Here is a 20,222-nt window from a genome sequence, read left to right as displayed (position 1 = left end):
AAAAATGAATTTATTTGATGAGTGTAAAGGGGCCCTTGGTGCTGATTTCGAAGTGCTTGAAGGACAGAGAGAGAAGGATGCGCTTAATATTTTGTATAAGTTCCCATTTATTAATGGGAACTTATTGTGGGATGATTTTAACTATTCAGATTATGAAGATATAAATCATCTCATATCCGATTGTTATAATAAAAAACATGATGTGTTTGTTTTTGTGGATAACATTAACATTCCTGTTTTTAGAACTAACCTAGTATTGGTTGCTGAAAATATTTATGACGTTACAGCTTTATCTCCTAAACTGTTCATTTTTAACAATGAATTGATATTACAACCTCTATTTCCAACAGACATAATTCGTCTGGGTATAAAAAATTAGAGATATATTAAATCCCGGCGTTAAAGCCGAGATTTTTTACCCGTCAGCCCTTGACCGGTTCTGTCACCAGTCGTCCCTGTTCCACGCTGACCGTGACCGGCGTGTCGGTACTGAATCCCGCCTCAGCCAGTTTCCCTTCAGGCGTAGGTTCAGGCGCAATTACAAATGGTATTGGTGCTGGGTTTGGTTATGGTATAGGCAAAGGCATTTCTTGGGGTACAAATGCAGGGGCAAACTAGGTGGAAAGCAGGTTGGGATCCGAAGTTTAATCCTATTATGCTAAAGTATACTGAGATTAAAGGTGACTTTGGTATCTCAAAAGAAGTTACACCGAGTAACATTCCAGGCAGTTTTGGCGACATAGGAGCATCTTTCTCTTCAGAATATGGCGGGAAAAACTCGAACCAATCATTGAGAAGAAATTGAAATGAAATCCTTCAATGAGAAAATATTAAACCTGCTGATTCTATTTATCGCCTGTATTCTTGGGGGTATTGTTAGTTTCCTGTGTATAACTTTGTCTATAGACGTTTTAGTTTGAATGCTAACAGGAACTTTTGATTTGAAAAAAGCCGATATACTCAAAACCATTAAAATTGGTTGTGTGATTGGAATCTTCACTGGTGCGGTTTTTATTATTGCCAGACTATTCAAACTAAAAGGATTTTAGAGCAAAGATAGGATAAAAATTCATCCACAGAGTTGGGATTAGTGTGGAGAATAACCTGATGGGTAGGAACGAATGGAGCCAGGGTGAGAAAGCCAGAGAGCATGGTGCAGTTAACCCCTCTGGTGAAGCCTGGCAGCGAGGAATTGCTGAGAATAAAGCTTATGCAGGTACGTTGGCTTCAGCGGGGGCTAATCTACCTGCCGGGTGGAATGCAGGTTACTGGCGCGATGGGCGGAACAGAAAATGCTGGTATTCAGTATCTTATTAATGGAGAAGTTAATCCAACGGATGTGCTCATTGCGACGTATGTTGGAGCTTTTACCAGAAATACAGGATTAAAGGGAAGAAGGGTGGAAAGAACAGAAGGTGGCGCAGGCGGTGCAGCGCTGACACAGTTTACACAGCAGGAACGCTAACGCGAATCTGTGTTGCCTCTCCCCGTTATCCGGGGAGAGGCTGGCGAGGCCATTACGCCACGACCTCCATCTCCATCATCACCGGATGGAAGCGGCGCTTAAAGTAGATCAGCCCGTGGCCCTGCTGGCTCAGGGTTATATTCCTGATTTCTACCAGATAGACCAGGTGGCTGCCGATGGTCTGTACCTGGCTAATCTCGCCTTCGAGACTCGCCAGCGAGCCTTTCAGCACCGGCTGGCCCAGCGCGCCTTTTTGCCAGCAGCTGAGGCCGAAACGGTCGTCCATCGTCATCCCGGTCATACCGGCGAAGTGGCGCGCCATCTCCTCTTGCTCGTGGTTCAGCACGTTGATGCATAGCTTGCCGTTGCCCTGAAACACCGGATTCATCGCGCTGTTAGCGTTGATGCAAACCATCACCGACGGCGGCGTATCGGTCACCGAACAGACCGCGGTGGCGGTGATACCGCAGCGGCCCGCCTCGCCTTCGGTGGTGATGACGTTAACGGCGGCCGACAGGCTGGCCATGGCATCGCGAAAACGCAGACGTTGTTCATCTAATTGCATTGTGACCTCCCGCTGCCGCTTACTTCAGCAGCTTATCCAGCATGTTGATATCGGTATTGTTGTGCAGATGCGGCACCGTCCAGCCGTTCTGGTCGTACTCGGACAGGCAGCGATCCACCATCGCCATCATTTTGTCCATGTTGCCGGAGCTCTGCGCCTGACGCAGGCACTGCAGGCGAATTTCATCCTGGCTACCTGAGTAGTTGATTTCGTACAGTTCGTGACGACCACCAAACTCGCTGCCGATGGCGTCCCACATCAGTTTGAGGATCTTGATACGCTCGACGTGATCCATGCCGTTCGATCCGCGCACGTATTTCGCCAGATATTCGTTGATCTGCGGATTGTTGAGATCGCGGGCGCTGGACGGCAGATAGATCAGGCCGCTGGTGACGTTGCGTTCAATAATGTTTTTGATTTTGGCGTAGGCCATCGGCGCCATCACGCGATAGGTTTGCAGCGCGGCGTGATCCGGCAGATACGCGCCGTTAACCCACGGCGTGGCTTCGGCGCACATCGAGTCGCTCAGCGCCCAGAACATATTGCGCCAGGCTACCACTTCGCCGAGATCCGCCTGTACGCCGCGGAACTCCAGGGTGCCGGTGCACTCCAGCGAGCGCTTGAGCAGGGCGGTGATAAAGTCGAGCTTCACGGCCAGACGCACGCAGGCCTGCAGCGGATACATGCGGGCGAAACCGCCTTCCATCGTCCAGCGGCGGCAGCGATCGAAGTCGCGGTAGATCAGCACGTTTTCCCATGGGACCAGCACATTATCCATCACCAGGATCGCATCATTTTCGTCGAAGCGGCTGGAGAGCGGATAGTCGTACGGCGATCCGGTTGCTCCGGCGACCAGTTCATAGGAGGCGCGGGAGATAAGCTTAACGCCTTCGGCATCCATCGGCGCGACAAACATCAGCGCGAAGTCCGGGTTTTCGCCCATCACCTGCGCCGAGCCGAAGCCAATCATATTGTAGTGGGTCAGCGCCGAGTTGGTGGCCACCACTTTCGCGCCGCTGACGATGATCCCGGCATCGGTCTCTTTCTCCAGCTTGATATAGACGTCTTTCACTTCGTCGGCTGGCTTATGGCGGTCGATCGGCGGGTTGACGATGGCGTGGTTAAAGTAGAGGCCGGTTTCCTGGATGCGGGTGTACCAGTTACGGGCGTTCTGTTCAAACTGACCATAAAACGCCGGGTTTGCGCCGAGCGCGCAGCCGAATGCGGCTTTGTAGTCCGGGGTACGGCCCATCCAGCCGTAGCTCAGGCGCGACCATTCAGCGATGGCGTCGCGCTGCTGGCGCAGATCGTCGGCGCTTTTCGCGACGCGGAAGAACTTGTGGGTATAGCCGCCGCTGCCGGTATCGGTGCCCCAGCACAGGGTATCCTGCAGCTCGGGTTTATGCAGCGCATCGTACATCTGGGCGACGGAGGCGGCGGCGTTGCGGAATGCCGGGTGGATGGTCACGTCCTTAACGCGTTCGCCGTAGATATAGATTTCGCGGCCGTCCTGCAGGCTCTTCAGGTACTCTTCGCCAGTTAACGGGCGTTTAGCGTCTGCACGGAAATTTTCAGGTTTCATAGGTGACCTCTTCAGTATTAATCGGAATGCGATGTTAAATTTATGTTTTGTTTTTGTTGTTCAATTGAAGCGGTTAACGCGGCTTTCGTGAAGAGACTTTTAGGTCAATGGTCGGTACTTTTCAGGCGGGGTTGGGTTATGTGATCGGGGGTTGGTTTTTCTATTTTCCGGCCTGGCTCTCCGGTGAACCGACGACAAGCCAGGGCGGGTTTTGAATTGGTAGCCCGGACAGATGCGCAGCATCGCCTCCGGGAAATTCAGCGACTCTACGTTCTGCTCCCGGGGGCGGCGCTTGACGCGCCTTGCCCGGGCTACCGCCTCTCAGACGGCTGCGAACTCGCCGCGCCGTCGCCGGAAAGATCTTACGACACCGGTACTTTCTGCGCCCGATAGGCACTCGGCGAGCAGCCGACTAAGCGGTTAAAAAAGCGGGCAAAATAGGCCGGATCTTTAAAGCCCAGCTGCCAGGCTATTTCGCTTACCGCGTTGTCGGAAAATAGCAGCAGCCGTTTGGCCTCGCGCAGCTGCCTGTCGAAAATCAGCCGCTTGGGCGGCCGGTTGGCGAAGCGGCGGCAGATATCGGTTAGCCTTGATTCGGTCAGATGCAGCTCGCTGGCGTAATCCGGCACCGTCCAGTGCTGGTGGTAGTGGCTATCGATCAACTGGTTAAACCGCTGGAACAGCTTGAGCTCGCCGCGTATTCCGCTGGCCGCATGATCGTCAAGTTTCGCGTTGCGCAGCAGCAGGGTGAACACCGCCTGCGCCAGCAGCGTCAGGGTATGTTCCCGCCCCGGCAGCTGCGACGTCGATTCCCGTTCAATCAGCCGCCAGTAATGCGCCAGCGCCGCCAACTCCTCGGGCTTATCGGCCAGCGACAGGCAGATGCCCGGCAGACCGAAAGCCTCCCGCGTGCCGGGATAGAGCACCTCCAGCAGCGGCCAGACCAGATCCTCGCGCACCGTCAGCACATGACCGTCGCTATCGGACTCGGTGATAAAAGCGTGCGGCACCGAGGGTGGCGTCAGGACAAACAGCGGCGCCTGCACCGAATAGCGATGATCGTCGAGCTGCAGCTCAATCTGCCCGGTATCGAGAAAGTGCATCTGAAAATACTGGTCGTGACGGTGCGCCTGCATATCGCGGCCAAAAAACTCCGCCATCCGGGCAAAGGATTGGTAATGTACCTCCTCCGTTCCCAGACTCTCATCGTACTCTTTATTAATATCGATATTGGCAACAGGACTCTGGCACATAGCGGCTCCTTACGGCGTCGCGCGCGGACGCGATCCTTTCATCGGAATCGCCCAGATAATGACTGCGCCAATGATCAGCAGGGCGGCGACGAACCACAAGCCGCTGCTGAAGCTGCCGGTAATATCCTTCAGCCAGCCGATCATAAAGGGGCTGAGCGCCGATCCGATATTGCCGGTCGCGTTGATCACCGCGATACCGATCGCTCTGGCGCGCAGGCTGATCGACTGATCCGGCGTGGTCCAGAAAATGGCCATCGCGCTAAACGATCCGGTCGAAGCCATCACGATCCCGAGCAGCTGGATCAGGTTATGATCGGTCGCCGACGCCAGCAGCCAGCCTGCGGCGGCGAACAGGAACGGCAGGGCGGTGTGGTGCTTACGCTCCTGGTGCTTATCGGAGTGCCGGCTCCAGTAGATCATTCCCAGAATGGTACAAATCTGCGGGATCGCCGCCAGCAGGCCGATGGTGATATTGCTGCTGCTTTCGTTAAAGCTTTTGAGGATCTGCGGCGTCCAGATGCTGATCGCGCTGAGCGTATTGGTCAGGCAGAAGTAGGCCAGGGTGTACATCAGCACGATCGGCGTGAATACTTCCCGCCACAGGCTGCGCTGCTGCATGGCGTGATGGCTGATCGCCCCTTCCGGCTGGACCAGCGTCAGGTGGTCGTTGTCCATCATCTCCTGCAGGCATTTTTTATCTTCTGCGGTCAGCCATTTGGCCTTCGACGGCGAATCATCCAGCCAGAACCAGACCATAATACCGAGCAGCACCGACGGGAAGCCTTCCAGCAGGAACAGCCACTGCCAGCCGTGCAGGTTCAACAGGCCGTCCATCGACAAGATATAGCCTGAAACAATCGACCCCAGCGCGGTGGTCACCGGCATCGCGATCATAAACAGCGCGTTGGCGCGGGCGCGGAAAAAGGCCGGGAACCAGTAGGTCAGATAGAGCAGAATGCCGGGCAGAAAACCGGCCTCGGTGATCCCCACCAGCATGCGCAGGATATAGAGGCTATTCGGCCCGGTCGCGAACATGGTGGCGGTGGAGGCGATGCCCCACAGCACCATGATGGTGGCGATCCAGCGGCGGGCGCCGACGATGCTGAGCATCACGTTGCTCGGAATGCCGAAAATGACGTAGGTCGCGTAAAACAGGGTGGTGGCAAGGCCGAACATGGTGGCGTTAAGGCCCAGATCCTGCCCCATGGTCAGCCCGGCAAAGCCGATATTGATGCGATCTAAAAACGAAAAGATAAACAGCACGAACAAAAACACGATCAGGCGACGAAAGAGCTTGTTGATAACCGACTGCTGCTGCGCCGTCAGCTGCTTGTGCTGATTAGCCGGATCGAACTTTTCCGGGATGGCAGATGATGTATCGCTCATTATCATTTTCCTCTAATGGGAATTTTGTAGGGTACTGCGGGTTGCCGGGTGGCGCTGCGCCACCTGGCGTTAATAGACGCCTGACGAACCCTCGGCGGTTTTTTCTGCGCCAAACCGTGCCGCCAGCGCTTCCGCCCCGCGGGCCAGCAGGGTGGTATCGACCCCGACGGCGACAAACAGCGCGCCGAGCTGCAGGTAACGCTTCGCCAGCTGTTCGTTGGCCATCAGGATCCCCGGCGCTTTGCCCGCTGTGCGAATTTGCCCGATGGCGTGCTCAATGGCGGCCTGTACTTCCGGGTGCTGCGGGTTGCCGCTGAAGCCCATGTCGGCGCTCAGATCCGCCGGGCCGATAAACACGCCGTCCACGCCCTCGACATCGAGGATCTGTGGCAGATTGTTGAGCGCTTCGCGAGTTTCGATTTGCACCAGCACGCACATCGCGTCGTTAGCCTGATGGAGATAATCCGGGACGCGGTTCCAGCGCGAGGCCCGGGCGAGGGCGCTGCCGACGCCGCGAATACCCGCGGGCGGATAGCGGGTGGCTTTCACCGCCAGCCGCGCTTCGTCGGCGTTCTGCACCATGGGTACCAGCAGGGTTTGCGCGCCGATATCCAGCAGCTGTTTAATCTGCACCGGGTCGTTCCACGAGGGGCGCACCACCGGCTGGCTGGGATAAGGGGCGATCGCCTGCAGCTGGGTCAGTATCGTCTGCACGCTGTTTGGCGCGTGCTCGCCGTCGATCAGCAGCCAGTCGAACCCGGCCCCGGCCAGCAGCTCAGCGCTGTAGCTGCTGGTCAGTCCCAGCCACAGGCCAATCTGCGGTCGACCCGCTTTTATGGCGTCTTTAAAGGCGTTATTCATCATATTCCTCCTAGACGAACCGGCAGCTAATCGCGCCCATGGTGCCGTAATCAACGTGGAAGGTGTCGCCTTTGCGCGCCGGTACCGGACGCGTAAAGGAGCCGCCGAGAATAATCTGCCCGGCTTCCAGCTGGACGTCGTAAGGCGCCAGCTTGTTCGCCAGCCAGGCCACGCCGTTGGCCGGGTGATTCAGCACCCCTGCGGCGACGCCGGTCTCTTCAATCACGCCGTTGCGATAGAGCAGGGCGGAGATCCAGCGCAGATCCAGCTCGTCGGGTTTAATCGGACGGCCGCCGAGGATCACCCCGGCGTTGGCGGCGTTATCGGAGATGGTGTCGAAGACTTTGCGCGGGCGCTGGGTTTCCGGGTCGATGTTGTGGCAGCGGGCGTCAATCAGCTCCAGCGCCGGGATCACGTAGTCGGTGGCGTTGTAGACGTCGAACAGGGTGCAGTTGGGGCCGCGCAGCGGTTTGGCCAGCACGAAAGCCAGCTCGACTTCGATACGCGGGACGATAAAGCGGTCGGTAGGAATATCGCCGCCGTCGTGGAAAAACATATCGTCCAGCAGCGCGCCGTAGTCCGGTTCGCTGATTTGCGAACTGGCCTGCATCGCTTTCGAGGTCAGGCCGATTTTATGCCCTTTCAGCACGCGGCCTTCGGCGATCTTCATATTTACCCATTCGCGCTGTACCGCGTAGGCGTCTTCGATGGTGATCGTCGGGTGATCCAGCGAAATAGCGCGGATCTGTTCACGCTGTTTTTCCGCCTGGTTCAGCCGCTGGGCGATCAGGGTATGGGTATGTTTATCGAGCATAGTTGCTTCCTGTTACGTCATTCGGTGCTGCTGCGCCGGGTGGCGACGCGGAGGCGTCTTAGCCGGCCTGGGGTTTGTGGCAGTATTTGTTTACACCCTCTCCCACCGGGAGAGGGGCGGGTCGCACCTATTTAAACAACGCGTGTACGTTGTTCTGCTTGTAGTTCAGCGTCGGGTGCAGTTCATCGAGCTCAAACGACAGCGCCAGATAGCGGCTCTCCATCAGCGCGGCAAAATGGGCTTTGATCAGCCTGAACAGCATATCGCCCACGTCCTGACGGCTCTCCAGGCTGCGTCCGGTACCAATCTTTAGCGTCATATGCACGAAGGCGTAGTCATGCTGGCCATCGGCCATCTGCCAGGTATCCAGCCAGATGGCGCGACTGCGAATGCCGCCGATAGGAAAGATGCCGGTTGCCGCCAGCGCGGCGTTCACTTTGCTGAACAGACCCGGTAAATCAGCCTGCTCACGGATGTTGTTGGTACATTCAGCGATAAAATGCGGCATTCTGCGTACTCCTTACGCCGTTTCCGGCAGCGGGAAGACGGCGTTGACCTGACCGGTGCCGGAGCTGGCAAAGAGTTCGGTAATAAACTCTACTTTGCCGTCGTATTTGTCCCAGCCCAGCAGGCCCAGCAGCATCACCGTGTCGTGCATATTGCCTTCACCGAAGCAGTAGTCGGCGTACTCCGGCAGCATGGTGCAGAACTCTTTGAATTTGCCTTCGCGCCAGAGCTTCACGACCCGTTCGTCCATCTGGTGATCGAACTCGCGGGTATAGCTGTTCATTCCCTCTTCGGCGCGCTGGTCGTCGATAAAACGGTGCGACAGCGAGCCGCTGGCAAAGACCGCCACGGTGCCGTTATATTTCTCAATCGCTTTAAGAATGGCTTCGCCCAGCTTGCGGCTATCGGCAAAATCATGGACGGTACAGAACGCCGAGATAGAGACCACTTTGAAATGCTTATCGCTGTTCATGTAGCGCATCGGCACCAGGGTGCCGTACTCCAGCTTCAGGCTTGGAATGTTGTGCGCTTTGGCACGGACCCCGAGTTTGACCGCTTCGTCGGCAATCAGGTGGCCGAGCTCCGGATTACCGTCATAGTCATAGGTCATGTCGCGAATAAAATGCGGCAGCTCGTTGCTGGTGTAGACGCCCTGGAAATGGTCGGCACAGTTGATGTGGTAGGCGCTGTTGACCAGCCAGTGGGTATCAAAGACGATGATGGTATCCACACCCAGCTCGCGACACCGCTTGCCGATTTCTTTATGCCCATCGATGGCTCCCTGGCGGCAGCCGTGGTTTTTACCCGGCAGTTCAGAGAGATACATCGACGGTACGTGAGTAATTTTTGCTGCTAACGCTAACTTTCCCATATCAGACTCCCCATTTTGGGATCGGATGGTCGCCCATCGAGATGCAGACGTTTTTCATTTCAGCGAACACTTCAAAGCTGTATTCGCCGCCTTCGCGGCCGGTACCGGAGGCCTTCACGCCGCCGAACGGCTGACGCAGGTCGCGGACGTTCTGGGTGTTGACGAACACCATTCCGGCTTCGATGCCGCGCGCCAGGCGCAGCACTTTGCTGACGTCCTGGGTCCAGATATAAGAGGCGAGGCCGTACTCCACATCGTTGGCCAGGCGCAGACCTTCCGCCTCGTCTTTAAACGGCAGCAGACAGGCTACCGGGCCAAAAATCTCTTCCTGCGCCACGCGCATGCGGTTATCGACGTCCGCCAGCACCGTTGGCCGCAGGAAGTTGCCGTTTCTCAGATGGGCAGGCAGATCGGCGGGCTTATCCGCGCCGCCGGCCAGCAGGGTCGCTCCTTCTTCAATGCCGAGGCGGATATAGCCGGAGACTTTCTCCCAGTGCTGCTGGCTAATCAGCGCGCCCACCTGAGTGTTCGGGTCGGTAGGGTCGCCGACGCGCAGGCGATTCGCGCGTTCGGCAAAGCGTTTAACGAACTCGGGGTAGATGCTCTGCTGAATGAAGATGCGCGAGCCGGCGGTGCAGCGTTCGCCGTTGATCGAGAAAATGGTGAACAGCGCGGCGTCGAGAGCGCGCTCAATATCGGCGTCTTCGAAAATCAACACCGGCGATTTGCCGCCCAGCTCCATGGAGTACTTTTTCAGCCCGGCATTTTTCATGATGTTGCGCCCGGTGGCGGTACCGCCGGTAAACGATACCGCGCGTACGTCATGGTGGCGTACCAGCGCATCGCCCGCCGTCGCGCCATAGCCCTGAACCACGTTCAGCACCCCCGCTGGAATGCCCGCTTCCAGCGCCAGTTCGCCAAGACGGTCAGCGGTTAGCGGCGACAGTTCGGACATTTTCAGCACCGCGGTATTCCCCAAGGCCAGGCACGGCGCCACCTTCCAGGTCGCGGTCATAAACGGCACGTTCCACGGCGACACCAGCGCGCAGACGCCGACCGGCTGCACGAGGGTGTAGTTGAGCATCTTGTCATCAACCGGATAGGTCTTACCGTTCATTTGCTGGCACACCTCGGCAAAGAACTCGAAGTTGTGCGAAGCGCGCGGGATCAGCACGTTTTTGGTCTGGTGGATCGGCAGGCCGGTGTCGGCGGTCTCCATGGCGGCGATCTCCGGGACGTTCTGGTCGATCAGATCGCCCAGCCGGCGCATCAGACGCGCGCGCTCTTTCATCGGCAGATTGGCCCATTTCGGAAACGCCTCTTTTGCCGCCGCCACCGCCTGATTCACCTCGTCAGCCCCGCCGGAGGCGACCTCCGCCAGCACTTCGCCGGTGGCCGGGTTAGTGGTATGGAAATACTCCGCGGCGGCGACGTTTTTGCCGTTGATCCAGTGGTTAATTTTTTTCATGACAGCTTCTCCTCATATGCCTGCTGGCTAATGATGTGGTTGACCAGACGGCCGACGCCTTCCACTTCGACGATCACTTCATCGCCCGGCACCACGTCCGACAGCCCCTTCGGCGTGCCGGTGGCGATCATGTCGCCCGGCTGCAGGGTCATAAATTCGCTGAGGTAAGCGATCAGGAACGGAATGCTGAAGATCAGATCGGCGGTAGTGCCCTGCTGGCGCAGCTCGCCGTTGACCCAGGTGCACAGCGCCAGGTTGTGCGGATCGGGGATCGCCTCTTTGCTGACGATCCACGGGCCTATCGGCGTCAGGGTGTCGCGGCTTTTGACCCGCAGGTTGGGGCGATAGTAGTTTTCCAGGTAGTCGCGGATGGCGTAGTCGTTGCAGACGGTGTACCCGGCTACGTACTCCATGGCGTCGGCTTCGGCGACCTTACGCGCGGTTTTGCCGATCACCACCACCAGTTCAGCCTCGTAGTGCATGTACTCGACGTTATCCGGGCGCACCGACTCTTGCCTATGGCCGATAAAGGTGTTGGGCGCTTTGATAAACACCAGCGGTTCGGTTGGCGGCGTAAACGCCAGCTCGCTGGCGTGATCGGCGTAGTTCAGGCCCAGCGCGAACAGGGTGCCGTCGGCGGGCGGCAGCCAACGAAACTCGCCTTCCTTAAGCAGACTGCCGTTGGCGAGCTGGACCTGACCACGTTCATTCACCTGGACATCGTGCCGCTGTCCCTGCCACTCAATACGTGCTTGCCTCATGCCAGCTCTCCTTCATCAATCACCGGGTTTTCCAGCGCCGGGAAGCCCTCGGCGAGAATACGTACGCGATCGCCGGGGCGCAGCGTAACGCGGGAGTGGGGCGTACCGATCAGAATCGCATCGCCGGGATTGAGGGTGGCGAATTCGCTCAGGGCGCTCAGCAGCTCGGCGGCGGAGCGCTGGAGATCGGCGGTAGTCCAGCTGTCCGCCTCGCGACCGTTGATTTCGGTGATGATGGTCAGGTTATCGACATCGCTGAGCGGCGCGAGTGCGCCAAGCGGACAGAAGCCGTCGCGGCATTTGGCTTTGATGGCCGGACGATAGAAGCTCTCTTCCGGCAGGCTGACGTCGTTCGCCAGCGCGTACCCGGCGATATAAGCCGCGGCGTCTTCTGCAGCGACTTTGCGCGCGGTTTTACCGACGATCAGCGCCACGGTGGCGCCACTCTGCACGGTTTCGCCTTGCGGGTAGGGAATGCTCTCGCCATCGCCGATAACGGTGTTGCGCGGTTTGATAAACCAGACCGCGGTCTTCGGCGGCGTTTTATAGGGGGCCTGTTGAAACGCTTCGCGCCAGGCGTCGAGCTGGCTGCGGTGGTTAAGCGCCACGGCGAAGATGGTACCTTTCATTTACCACTCCTCTGCTACGGATTTGGGAAGTCAGTTAATTCATTAATATGTTAATGATCATCTTTTATGCTTTGCGGGAATGTTTGGCAAACAGAAGTGAATGTTTTGTGATCGGATTAACAATAAATTTACAGATTTGTATTTTAATTATTATTAATCAATTAGATAACAAAAGCAGTTGTACCATCTGGTACTTTTCAGAGGCAGAAACCGGTTGCCTTCGGAGGGAATTAGCGCTAATTATTAACTTATTAACAGATTGGGGATTTACTTCAGAGGTATGTGATGCATGATTCGTTAACTATCGCGCTGCTGCAGGCGCGGGAAGCGGCGATGGCCCACTTTCGGCCCATCGTTAAACGCCACAATCTGACCGAGCAGCAGTGGCGTATCGTGCGTATCCTCGCCGAACATCCGTCGATGGATTTTCACGATCTGGCCTTTCGCGCCTGTATTTTACGTCCGAGCCTGACCGGCATCCTGACCCGTATGGAACGCGACGGCCTGGTGCTGCGTTTAAAACCGGTAAATGACCAGCGCAAGCTCTACGTTTCGCTGACGCCGGCGGGTTCGACGCTTTATGAAAGCGCCCAGGCCCAGGTGGAAGAGGCCTATCGTCAGATCGAAGCCCAATTTACCGTCGAAAAAATGCGTCAGCTTACCGCGCTGCTGGAGGAGTTTATCGCCCTGGGGAATGGAGCGCAGGGAGAGGAATAATACATTGTCCGCGCGAAAAACATCCCGGAGGCGGTGCTGGCGCACCTGTCCGGGCTACGGGTTCACAGCACGGTAGCCCGGACAGGCGCAGCGCGCCGCCTCCGGGAGAAAGCGTCCTTCAGAACAAGGTATCGAGCTCTTCCAGCACGTTATACTGCTCGTCCACCAGCAGCAGGGTTTTCCATTTATCAAACGTCAGGCACGGATGCGAGGTACCGAACACCAGAATATCGCCGACCTGCACGTCGCTGCCGGGCGCGAGGCGCAGCATACAGTGCTGGTCCATAATCCCCACGCTCTCGATCCCCTCCGCGGATAGCTGCGCGCCGTTGCGATAGCGGGCCACAGGCTGCGGCAGGCCGGCGTCAAAGGCGCAGTCGCGCTTGCCGAAGTTCACCACCGCGCGATCGGCTTCTGGCACCGACTGGACCATCGCCATCAGCTCCAGCGCTGAGGTTAAATCACCGCCCAGATCGCAGGCGATCGGATCGCGGGCCACCAGTGCTTTCTGCGCGATATCGTAGATCCCGCGGTCGTGGGTGATATAGCACCCGGGGCGGATAACGATTCGGCAGCGCGCCGGTTTCTTCGCCGCCAGCCAGATATTGCACACCACGTCGTACCAGACGGTACCGGCTCCGGTCAGCACAAACTCCCCCTCAACCAGATGTTCCATCCGGCAGGCCAAACCGGCGGCCTGGCGCAGCAGAGCCTCCACCTGCGGCTGCGGATCGTCGCCGTGTAACACCCCTTCATACAGTTCGAGACCGCGCAGCCTGAGGCCCGGAAGTTCCGCCGCAGCCTGCGCCAGCGCCAGCGCATCCTCAACGCTGCGGCAGCCGCAGCGCCCACCGGCCACGCCCAGTTCAATCAGCACGTCCAGCGTTTGCCGCCGTTCGTCGAAGAAAGTCGACAGCGCGCGGGCGTTGGCAAGGCTATCGATGCAGCAGATAAACTCCGCCGTACGGTAATGCGCTTTCAGGCGCGATACCGCCTGCATATTCGCCCTGCCGACCAGCTGATTGACCATCAGGACGCGCTCAACGCCGCTGGCCATCGCCGCGCTGGCCTGCCAGGCGCTGCCCACGCCGATTCCCCATGCGCCCGCCCGCTGCTGCGCCTGAAAAATCCACGGCGTCATCGTTGTTTTACCGTGCGGGGCCAGCGAGACGCCGCGCGCGTCGGCGTAACGCTGCATCCAGGCGATGTTATTTTCCAGCGCCGTTTTTTTCAGCAGCGCGGCCGGAAGGCAAACCTCCTCCGCCAGCAGATTGGCCGGTGCGGACATTATGGCGGCTTTGTGCGGAATAAGCGTATCGGAATGGTATTTCATAACACTATCCTTTTAGGGTTTAAGATCGGATTAAAGCTAAGTATCAAATTTAATTAATTGAAATATATAGAATATATAATTTGTTTATGTCGTTTGTGAATAAAAGTATCACAATTTGATCTGGTTTTTGCGTAGTTTTCCACTGTTTTTCCGCCTTGTAAATGGTTTACTTGTCGGCAGAGTTGAAAGGGAGTAATTGCGATGAAAGTTAACTGGCTTTTCAAAAACGTCACGGTCATTGACGGCAGCGGCGGACCACAGTTTCGCGGCGACGTGGCGGTGAAGGGCGATCGAATTGTGGATATGGCCCCGGCGCTGAACCTGGCGGCGGAGCAGGTGATTGACGGGCAGGGGCGCGTGCTGGCTCCCGGATTTATCGATGTGCATACCCATGATGATATCAACGTCATCCGTATGCCGGAGTATTTACCGAAGCTGAGCCAGGGGGTGACGACGGTGATTGTCGGCAACTGCGGGATCAGCGCGGCGACGGCGACCATGCGCGACGGCGTACCGGACCCGATGAATCTTCTGGGTGAGGCGGAGCACTTTGTTTATCCCACTGTTGACGCTTATGCCCACGCGGTGGCGGCGGCGAAGCCGTCATTAAACGTCGGCACGCTGATTGGCCATACCGCGCTGCGTAATAACCATATGGACGATCTGTTCCGCCCGGCGACGGAGATCGAGATTGCCGGAATGCGGGTGCAGCTGCGCGACGCGCTGCGTCAGGGCGCGCTGGGGCTGAGTAGCGGGCTGGCCTACGCCAGCGCGTTTCAGTCCACCACTGAAGAAGTGATGGCGCTGGCCGAGGAGCTGGCGGCAGAAGGGGGAATTTATACCACCCACCTGCGTTCGGAGTTCGAACCGATTCTGGAGGCGCTCGACGAGGCGTTCCGCATTGGCCGCCACGGTAACGTACCGGTGGTGGTATCGCACCATAAGTGCGCCGGCGCGAAAAACTGGGGTCGCACGAAGGAGACGCTGGCTTTCTTCGATGAGATGCGCCAGCGCCAGGAGATCGCCTGTGACTGCTACCCCTATTCTGCCAGCTCGTCGACGCTGGATATGAAGCAGGTCACCGATGAGTTCGATATCGTCATTACCTGGTCGGAGGCGCAGCCCGAGCAGGCCGGAAAAACCCTGCAGCAGATTGCTGACGGCTGGCAGGTTAGCCTGCACGAGGCGGCGGCGCGGCTGATGCCTGCAGGCGCCATCTACTACAACATGGACGAGCAGGACGTGCGGCGGGTACTGCGTTATCCGGTGACCATGATCGGCTCAGACGGTCTGCCGAACGACCCGATGCCGCACCCGCGGCTATGGGGCGCGTTTCCGCGGGTCCTGGGCCACTACTGCCGAGATGAACGGCTGTTTCCGCTGACCACCGCTATCCACAAAATGACCGGTCTGTCGGCGGCGCGTTTCCAGCTGGCAGAGCGTGGGCTGGTGAAAGTGGGCTATTTTGCCGATCTGGTGCTGTTTGATCCGCAGACGGTGCGCGATGTCGCCAGCTTCTCCGACCCGAAACAACCGGCGGACGGTATCGAGGCGGTGATGGTTAACGGCGTGATGAGCTACGGCAGCGATAAAAAGATTACCGGGCGCGCAGGGCGTTTCCTGCGCCGCCGAATGAACTAAGGAGAGAAAAATGAGCATTAAACGTTATGGCGTTGAGGGCGGTACCGGGACCGGTGGGCAGCATCTGCCGTTCGCGCGCGCGGTGGAGGCGGGGGGCTGGCTGTACGTTTCCGGCCAGACGCCGATGAAGGAGGGTGAAGTGGTGGAAGGGGGCATCGTTGACCAGGCGCGTCTGGCGATTCAGAACTGTGTGGATATCATGACCGAAGCGGGCTACACCCTGGCCGACGTGGTGCACGTCAAGGTGATCCTCACCGATGCGCGCTATTTTCAGTCTTTCAATAAAGTATTCCGCGAGTTCTTTGGCGACAATCCGCCTGCCCGTATCTGCTGCGTAGCGGACCTGGTAGTGGATTGTAAAGTTGAAGTGGATGTGACCTGTTATAACGCGGCTCGCGTATAAAAATTTATTAACCAGAAATATAAACAGGATTTTTGAGCGCTGAATTCATTCAGCGCTTCGTAGCCTTTTACCTTTTACCTACTCAACTGGCAGGATGTGAATTATGAATAGTCATATCTTTTTAGTCGGCTTTATTATTTACGCGCTGGCCATGATTTGGCTTGGCTGGTACGTGTCGCGTAATCAAAAAAGCGGAGAAGATTTTTTACTCGGTGGCCGTTCCTTACCGCTGTTTCTGACCCTGGGCTCTACCGTGGCGACCATGGTGGGCACCGGTTCAAGCATGGGCGCTGTTGGCTTCGGCTACAGCAACGGCTGGGCCGGGATGCTGTACGGCGTGGGCGGGGCCATCGGTATTTTGCTGGTGGCCTGGCTGTTCGCCCCGGTGCGCAAGCTGCGCTTTATGACCATGAGCGAAGAGCTCTCTTATTATACCGGCGGTAGTCATTTAATTAAAAATATCGTCGGCATAATGATATTTGTGGCCTCTATTGGCTGGCTGGGGGCGCATATTCTTGGCGGCAGCATGTATTTATCCTGGGCGACGGGAATAAATCTGACGCTAGCGAAAATTATTATCGCTCTGGCCTTTGCGATTTACGTCATCATCGGCGGTTATTCTGCGGTGGTGTGGACGGATACCATTCAGGCATTAATTCTGTTTTTCGGTTTTATCCTGATGGCGATTCTGGCGGTGGTTCACGTCGGGGGATGGGATGCCATCGTCCAGGCGATGGATCCCAAGGCGATGAGCCTGTTTGCGGTCGATAAACTGGGGGTCATTCCGGCGCTATCGCTGGCGATGGTCATCGGCGTCGGCGTGCTGGCGACCCCTTCCTATCGCCAGCGTATTTACTCGGGGAAAGATGTCTCTTCGGTGCGCCGCTCGTTTGTCTATACCGGCGTGCTGTATCTGTTTTTCTCGGTGCTGCCGGCGATTATCGGCATGGCGGCATGGACCATGAACCCCAATCTCGAGAACAGTAATTACGCCTTCCTGTTCGCCACCAGCTTCTTACCGGCCATCCTCGGGCTGGTGGTGCTGATTGCCGGGCTTTCGGCCACCATGTCCTCGGCCAGTTCTGACGCGATAGCCGCCGTGGCCATCATGATGCGTGATGTTTATACCCTCATCACCGGGAAAATGCCCCCGGCGGATAAAGCGATAACGCTCTCCCGCTGGATGCTGGCGTTCGTTATCGGCCTGGCGATGATCTTCGCCCTGACCTCGAACGATATCATCAGCTATATCACCAAAATGATCTCCATGCTGATGTCCGGTCTGTTCGTCTGTTCGATTCTCGGCCGCTTCTGGCTGCGCTTCAACTGGCAGGGCGCGTTTACCGCGCTGCTGAGCGGCATGCTGGTTTCTCTTGTGGTTCTGATGAAAGCCGACTGGCTGGCTTACTGGGGGAACCCGTGCATTCCGTCGGTCGTCGGCAGCTTTGTTTTCGCGATTTTTGTCACCCTCTTGACGCCAGCCAGCAAAGTTAGCCGTGAGCAGGCGCTGGAAATGATCACGCAGGAGCGTGAAGGGCAGGCGATGCCGGCGAAGACGACGGTGCAGGTCTCAGGAGAAGCACAATGAAGGACTATATTGCCGTCGACTGGGGCTCTACCCAGCTGCGCGGCTGGCTGATTCGTAATGGCCAGTGCGTCGAAACAAAGCAGCTGCCGCTGGGTATCACCCGCCTGAACGGACGAGCGCCTGCCGACGTATTCGCGGAGCATTTGGCCCCCTGGCGCGGCGCGGAGGCGCTGCCGGTGCTGATGGCCGGGATGATCGGCAGCGATGCGGGCTGGCAAGCGGTGCCGTATCTGGACTGTCCGGCAGCGATCGACGCGCCAGGGCAGCAGCTATGCGCCGTTGCTGAAGGCGTGTGGATTATTCCCGGCCTCAAGATTGAACAGGACGGGGATTTCAACGTGATGCGCGGCGAAGAGACGCAGCTGCTGGGGGCCTGGCAGCTGGCGCCGGCGGAGTGTTACGTGCTGCCGGGCACCCACTGCAAATGGGTACAGGTGGCGAACGGCGCGGTGCGTCATTTTGCCACGGCGATGACCGGTGAACTGCATCATCTGCTGATGACGCAATCGCTGATCGGCAAAGGGCTGCCGGTCCAGCAGCCGGACGAGACGGCGTTTGAACGGGGGCTGGAAAAAGGACTGGCGCAGCCGTCGCTGATTAGCGAACTGTTTGTCGCCAGGGCCGCCCGGGTGCTGGGAGGCCTGGCCGCGACCTCGGTCAGCGACTATCTCTCCGGGCTGCTGATTGGCGCGGAAGTGGCGACCCTGGGGCAGCGTTACCGTACCTCTGGCGTCACGCTGGTTGGCGACCCGGCGCTGAATGCCCGCTACAGTCGGGCGATGAAGGCGCGCGGAATGACGGTTAACAGCTGCAGCGGCGATGAGGCGCTGCTGAGCGGCATGGCGAGGATAATGCATGGACAAGATTAAACTGGTGGCGATTTTACGCGGTATTCGCCCCGCTGAGGCAGCGGAGCATATTGAGACGCTGATAGAGGCAGGATTTCGCTATATCGAAATTCCGCTCAATTCGCCGGACTGGCAGCAGAGTATTCCGCAGATGGTCGCGCGCTTTGGCGAGCAGGCGGTGATTGGCGCGGGAACGGTACTTAAGGTGGAACAGGTCGATTTTCTGGCCGATGCCGGAGCGAAGCTTATCGTGACGCCGAATACTGAGCCGACGACGATCCGCCGGGCGGTGGCGCGCGGAATGCGGGTTTGCGCCGGGTGCGCCACCGCGACCGAGGCGTTTAACGCGCTGGATGCCGGGGCGCAGTGGTTGAAAATTTTCCCGTCTTCCACTTTTGGCCCGGACTACATTCGGGCGCTGAAAGCGGTGCTGCCGTCGGAGGTGCCGGTGCTGGCGGTCGGCGGCGTGACGCCGGAGAATCTGGCAAGCTGGGTTGAGGCCGGGTGCGCCGGCGCTGGCCTGGGAAGCGATCTGTATCGCGCCGGGCAGGCCGTGGAACGTACCCGTCAGCAGGCGGAGAGGTTTATCGCCGCCGCCCGCTGCGGTTAATCGCCCAGCGGCTGGCGATCGACGCCGCCGCGGTGGCTGTCGAGCGCCAGCTTAATCCGGCGCAGTCTGCCTTTTGCCTGAGTTTTATTGGCCATCGCCAGTTCGGTGGCCAGCACGTCAACCATCGCCAGCATCGCATAGCGTGAAGTGCTGGGCTTGAAAATGTAGTCGTTTTCGCGCACCAGCAGCGGCAGCACCAGATCCGCCTGCTCCGCCAGCGGCGTTCCGCCGGGGGTGATGGCAATGACCTTTGCGCCGTACTGCCTGGCAATCGCCGCGCTCTCGATGATTTCCTGGGTATAGCCGCCCAACGACAGCACGATAACCACATCCTTTGGCGTCACCGCCGAGCTCATCATGCGCACCAGCAGACCGTCGTTCTGGCTGACAACCGGGAGGCCGAGGCGAAACAGGCGATACTGGATCTCCTGAGCGCAGATGGTAGAGCCGCCGCCCATCCCGAGCGCCAGGATCTGCCGCGCGTCGCTCAGCCAGCTCACCGCACGCTTCAGCGCTTCAATGTCCAGCGCCCGGCGGTTGGTTTCCAGCACGCCGATGATCGACTCGTAGATCCCCTGTACGCCCTCAAGGTCCGGGACATCGAGGATAAATCGCTGTCCGACCGCCAGAGATTGCGCGAGCCTCATCTTCAGCTCGCGGACGTCTTTACAGCCGAGCGCCCGGGCAAAGCGGGTAACGGAGGCCTGGCTGGTGTGGGTCAGACGCGCCATCTCCGCGATGGGCAGCTCCGCCGCCGCCGCGACATCATCGAGAATGAACTGCGCGATGCGCTTTTCGGTCGCCGTGAGTTCCACAAAGCGATCGGTTATGCAGGAAATGATATCGATTGACCAGGACATACGGGTATCAACAGGTAAGTTATCAATGATACTTTGTACCATATTCCGCCGCTGAAATCA

The 20,222-nt window shown here is 58.0% G+C and carries 22 protein-coding genes; 8 read left to right on the top strand and 14 right to left on the bottom strand.

The features are described from left to right. Positions 1-4 precede the first annotated feature (4 nt). Entirely contained in the window at positions 5-379 is a 375-nt protein-coding gene (locus HMPREF3178_RS24380) for a CDI toxin immunity protein (RefSeq protein WP_017145051.1), read from the top strand. Between the two features lie 43 nt (positions 380-422). Here the strand turns inward: HMPREF3178_RS24380 and HMPREF3178_RS32130 are convergent, their stop codons facing one another. Next, complete coding sequence (locus tag HMPREF3178_RS32130; protein ID WP_071530322.1) at positions 423-509, bottom strand: SymE family type I addiction module toxin; 87 nt, start codon at positions 507-509, stop codon at positions 423-425. 641 nt (positions 510-1,150) lie between these two features. Between HMPREF3178_RS32130 and HMPREF3178_RS31935 the strand changes: the two genes are divergently transcribed. Next, positions 1,151-1,465 carry a hypothetical protein gene (locus HMPREF3178_RS31935; RefSeq protein WP_032728857.1) on the top strand — a complete coding sequence of 105 codons (315 nt, stop codon included), beginning with the start codon at positions 1,151-1,153 and terminating at the stop codon, positions 1,463-1,465. Between the two features lie 52 nt (positions 1,466-1,517). On the opposite strand, the gene HMPREF3178_RS24370 is transcribed toward HMPREF3178_RS31935, so the two are convergent. The 11 genes from HMPREF3178_RS24370 to HMPREF3178_RS24320 form a co-directional block, all read right to left on the bottom strand. Beyond that, entirely contained in the window at positions 1,518-2,030 is a 513-nt protein-coding gene (locus HMPREF3178_RS24370) for a 4-hydroxyphenylacetate 3-monooxygenase reductase subunit (RefSeq protein ID WP_004108563.1), read from the bottom strand. 19 nt (positions 2,031-2,049) lie between these two features. Next, positions 2,050-3,612: a 4-hydroxyphenylacetate 3-monooxygenase, oxygenase component gene (hpaB, locus tag HMPREF3178_RS24365; protein ID WP_070585534.1), complete on the bottom strand. Its 1,563-nt coding sequence runs from the start codon at positions 3,610-3,612 to the stop codon at positions 2,050-2,052. A 362-nt stretch (positions 3,613-3,974) separates the two neighbouring features. After that, positions 3,975-4,865 (bottom strand): 4-hydroxyphenylacetate catabolism regulatory protein HpaA, encoded by an 891-nt coding sequence (gene hpaA, locus HMPREF3178_RS24360; protein WP_004108556.1) that lies wholly within the window; start codon positions 4,863-4,865, stop codon positions 3,975-3,977. Between the two features lie 9 nt (positions 4,866-4,874). Further along, entirely contained in the window at positions 4,875-6,251 is a 1,377-nt protein-coding gene (gene hpaX / locus HMPREF3178_RS24355) for a 4-hydroxyphenylacetate permease (protein ID WP_070585532.1), read from the bottom strand. Between the two features lie 69 nt (positions 6,252-6,320). After that, a complete protein-coding gene (gene hpaI / locus HMPREF3178_RS24350; protein WP_004108553.1) occupies positions 6,321-7,112 on the bottom strand; it encodes a 4-hydroxy-2-oxoheptanedioate aldolase in 792 nt (263 codons plus the stop codon). Between the two features lie 10 nt (positions 7,113-7,122). Beyond that, entirely contained in the window at positions 7,123-7,926 is an 804-nt protein-coding gene (gene hpaH / locus HMPREF3178_RS24345) for a 2-oxo-hept-4-ene-1,7-dioate hydratase (protein ID WP_004108551.1), read from the bottom strand. A 127-nt stretch (positions 7,927-8,053) separates the two neighbouring features. Beyond that, entirely contained in the window at positions 8,054-8,434 is a 381-nt protein-coding gene (locus HMPREF3178_RS24340) for a 5-carboxymethyl-2-hydroxymuconate Delta-isomerase (protein WP_004108550.1), read from the bottom strand. 12 nt (positions 8,435-8,446) lie between these two features. Continuing rightward, positions 8,447-9,304, bottom strand: a complete 858-nt coding sequence (hpaD, locus tag HMPREF3178_RS24335; RefSeq protein ID WP_004108548.1) for a 3,4-dihydroxyphenylacetate 2,3-dioxygenase — start codon at positions 9,302-9,304, stop codon at positions 8,447-8,449. A gap of 1 nt (position 9,305) precedes the next feature. Beyond that, a complete protein-coding gene (gene hpaE, locus HMPREF3178_RS24330; protein ID WP_004108546.1) occupies positions 9,306-10,772 on the bottom strand; it encodes a 5-carboxymethyl-2-hydroxymuconate semialdehyde dehydrogenase in 1,467 nt (488 codons plus the stop codon). Then, complete coding sequence (locus tag HMPREF3178_RS24325; RefSeq protein ID WP_004108544.1) at positions 10,769-11,533, bottom strand: fumarylacetoacetate hydrolase family protein; 765 nt, start codon at positions 11,531-11,533, stop codon at positions 10,769-10,771. Before HMPREF3178_RS24325 ends, hpaE begins: the two co-directional genes overlap by 4 nt. Next, complete coding sequence (locus tag HMPREF3178_RS24320; RefSeq protein ID WP_004108542.1) at positions 11,530-12,162, bottom strand: fumarylacetoacetate hydrolase family protein; 633 nt, start codon at positions 12,160-12,162, stop codon at positions 11,530-11,532. Before HMPREF3178_RS24320 ends, HMPREF3178_RS24325 begins: the two co-directional genes overlap by 4 nt. Before the next feature lie 285 nt (positions 12,163-12,447). On the opposite strand from HMPREF3178_RS24320, the gene hpaR reads away from it, so the two are divergent. After that, a complete protein-coding gene (gene hpaR, locus HMPREF3178_RS24315; RefSeq protein ID WP_004108539.1) occupies positions 12,448-12,879 on the top strand; it encodes a homoprotocatechuate degradation operon regulator HpaR in 432 nt (143 codons plus the stop codon). Positions 12,880-12,997: 118 nt separating this feature from the next. On the opposite strand, the gene HMPREF3178_RS24310 is transcribed toward hpaR, so the two are convergent. Further along, the gene (locus HMPREF3178_RS24310) at positions 12,998-14,212 is read right to left on the bottom strand and encodes an amino acid deaminase (RefSeq protein WP_004108538.1); all 1,215 of its coding nucleotides are present in this window, start codon (positions 14,210-14,212) and stop codon (positions 12,998-13,000) included. Positions 14,213-14,413: 201 nt separating this feature from the next. Between HMPREF3178_RS24310 and HMPREF3178_RS24305 the strand changes: the two genes are divergently transcribed. From HMPREF3178_RS24305 to HMPREF3178_RS24285, 5 genes are all read left to right on the top strand, one after another. Then, positions 14,414-15,853, top strand: coding sequence for an N-acyl-D-amino-acid deacylase family protein (locus HMPREF3178_RS24305; protein WP_004108536.1), 1,440 nt, complete (start codon positions 14,414-14,416; stop codon positions 15,851-15,853). Positions 15,854-15,863: 10 nt separating this feature from the next. Further along, entirely contained in the window at positions 15,864-16,256 is a 393-nt protein-coding gene (locus HMPREF3178_RS24300) for a RidA family protein (RefSeq protein WP_004108533.1), read from the top strand. 103 nt (positions 16,257-16,359) lie between these two features. Continuing rightward, entirely contained in the window at positions 16,360-17,844 is a 1,485-nt protein-coding gene (locus HMPREF3178_RS24295) for a sodium:solute symporter family protein (RefSeq protein WP_004108532.1), read from the top strand. Beyond that, a complete protein-coding gene (locus HMPREF3178_RS24290; protein ID WP_004108530.1) occupies positions 17,841-18,713 on the top strand; it encodes a 2-dehydro-3-deoxygalactonokinase in 873 nt (290 codons plus the stop codon). The genes HMPREF3178_RS24295 and HMPREF3178_RS24290 overlap by 4 nt, the downstream gene beginning before the upstream one ends. Beyond that, the gene (locus HMPREF3178_RS24285) at positions 18,700-19,302 is read left to right on the top strand and encodes a 2-dehydro-3-deoxy-6-phosphogalactonate aldolase (RefSeq protein WP_004108528.1); all 603 of its coding nucleotides are present in this window, start codon (positions 18,700-18,702) and stop codon (positions 19,300-19,302) included. Before HMPREF3178_RS24290 ends, HMPREF3178_RS24285 begins: the two co-directional genes overlap by 14 nt. Here the strand turns inward: HMPREF3178_RS24285 and HMPREF3178_RS24280 are convergent. Beyond that, positions 19,299-20,162 (bottom strand): MurR/RpiR family transcriptional regulator, encoded by an 864-nt coding sequence (locus tag HMPREF3178_RS24280; protein WP_024273690.1) that lies wholly within the window; start codon positions 20,160-20,162, stop codon positions 19,299-19,301. The two genes, HMPREF3178_RS24285 and HMPREF3178_RS24280, sit on opposite strands and share 4 nt — an antisense overlap. Between the last annotated feature and the right edge of the window lie 60 nt (positions 20,163-20,222).

This window comes from Klebsiella sp. HMSC09D12 (assembly GCF_001808475.1).
Taxonomy (GTDB): domain Bacteria; phylum Pseudomonadota; class Gammaproteobacteria; order Enterobacterales; family Enterobacteriaceae; genus Klebsiella; species Klebsiella oxytoca.
Note: the sequence above shows the minus strand (reverse complement) of the source record. Positions and strands in the feature narration are given on the sequence as shown.

Excerpts from the sequence above, each read along its gene's own strand:
- HMPREF3178_RS24380 (WP_017145051.1), top strand. The coding sequence starts at position 5 with ATGAATTTATTTGATGAGTGTAAAGGGGCCCTTGGTGCTGATTTCGAA.
- HMPREF3178_RS31935 (WP_032728857.1), top strand. The coding sequence starts at position 1,151 with ATGGTGCAGTTAACCCCTCTGGTGAAGCCTGGCAGCGAGGAATTGCTG.
- HMPREF3178_RS24370 (WP_004108563.1), bottom strand. The coding sequence starts at position 2,030 with ATGCAATTAGATGAACAACGTCTGCGTTTTCGCGATGCCATGGCCAGC.
- hpaB (WP_070585534.1), bottom strand. The coding sequence starts at position 3,612 with ATGAAACCTGAAAATTTCCGTGCAGACGCTAAACGCCCGTTAACTGGC.
- hpaA (WP_004108556.1), bottom strand. The coding sequence starts at position 4,865 with ATGTGCCAGAGTCCTGTTGCCAATATCGATATTAATAAAGAGTACGAT.
- hpaX (WP_070585532.1), bottom strand. The coding sequence starts at position 6,251 with ATGAGCGATACATCATCTGCCATCCCGGAAAAGTTCGATCCGGCTAAT.
- hpaI (WP_004108553.1), bottom strand. The coding sequence starts at position 7,112 with ATGAATAACGCCTTTAAAGACGCCATAAAAGCGGGTCGACCGCAGATT.
- hpaH (WP_004108551.1), bottom strand. The coding sequence starts at position 7,926 with ATGCTCGATAAACATACCCATACCCTGATCGCCCAGCGGCTGAACCAG.
- HMPREF3178_RS24340 (WP_004108550.1), bottom strand. The coding sequence starts at position 8,434 with ATGCCGCATTTTATCGCTGAATGTACCAACAACATCCGTGAGCAGGCT.
- hpaD (WP_004108548.1), bottom strand. The coding sequence starts at position 9,304 with ATGGGAAAGTTAGCGTTAGCAGCAAAAATTACTCACGTACCGTCGATG.
- hpaE (WP_004108546.1), bottom strand. The coding sequence starts at position 10,772 with ATGAAAAAAATTAACCACTGGATCAACGGCAAAAACGTCGCCGCCGCG.
- HMPREF3178_RS24325 (WP_004108544.1), bottom strand. The coding sequence starts at position 11,533 with ATGAGGCAAGCACGTATTGAGTGGCAGGGACAGCGGCACGATGTCCAG.
- HMPREF3178_RS24320 (WP_004108542.1), bottom strand. The coding sequence starts at position 12,162 with ATGAAAGGTACCATCTTCGCCGTGGCGCTTAACCACCGCAGCCAGCTC.
- hpaR (WP_004108539.1), top strand. The coding sequence starts at position 12,448 with ATGCATGATTCGTTAACTATCGCGCTGCTGCAGGCGCGGGAAGCGGCG.
- HMPREF3178_RS24310 (WP_004108538.1), bottom strand. The coding sequence starts at position 14,212 with ATGAAATACCATTCCGATACGCTTATTCCGCACAAAGCCGCCATAATG.
- HMPREF3178_RS24305 (WP_004108536.1), top strand. The coding sequence starts at position 14,414 with ATGAAAGTTAACTGGCTTTTCAAAAACGTCACGGTCATTGACGGCAGC.
- HMPREF3178_RS24300 (WP_004108533.1), top strand. The coding sequence starts at position 15,864 with ATGAGCATTAAACGTTATGGCGTTGAGGGCGGTACCGGGACCGGTGGG.
- HMPREF3178_RS24295 (WP_004108532.1), top strand. The coding sequence starts at position 16,360 with ATGAATAGTCATATCTTTTTAGTCGGCTTTATTATTTACGCGCTGGCC.
- HMPREF3178_RS24290 (WP_004108530.1), top strand. The coding sequence starts at position 17,841 with ATGAAGGACTATATTGCCGTCGACTGGGGCTCTACCCAGCTGCGCGGC.
- HMPREF3178_RS24285 (WP_004108528.1), top strand. The coding sequence starts at position 18,700 with ATGGACAAGATTAAACTGGTGGCGATTTTACGCGGTATTCGCCCCGCT.
- HMPREF3178_RS24280 (WP_024273690.1), bottom strand. The coding sequence starts at position 20,162 with ATGTCCTGGTCAATCGATATCATTTCCTGCATAACCGATCGCTTTGTG.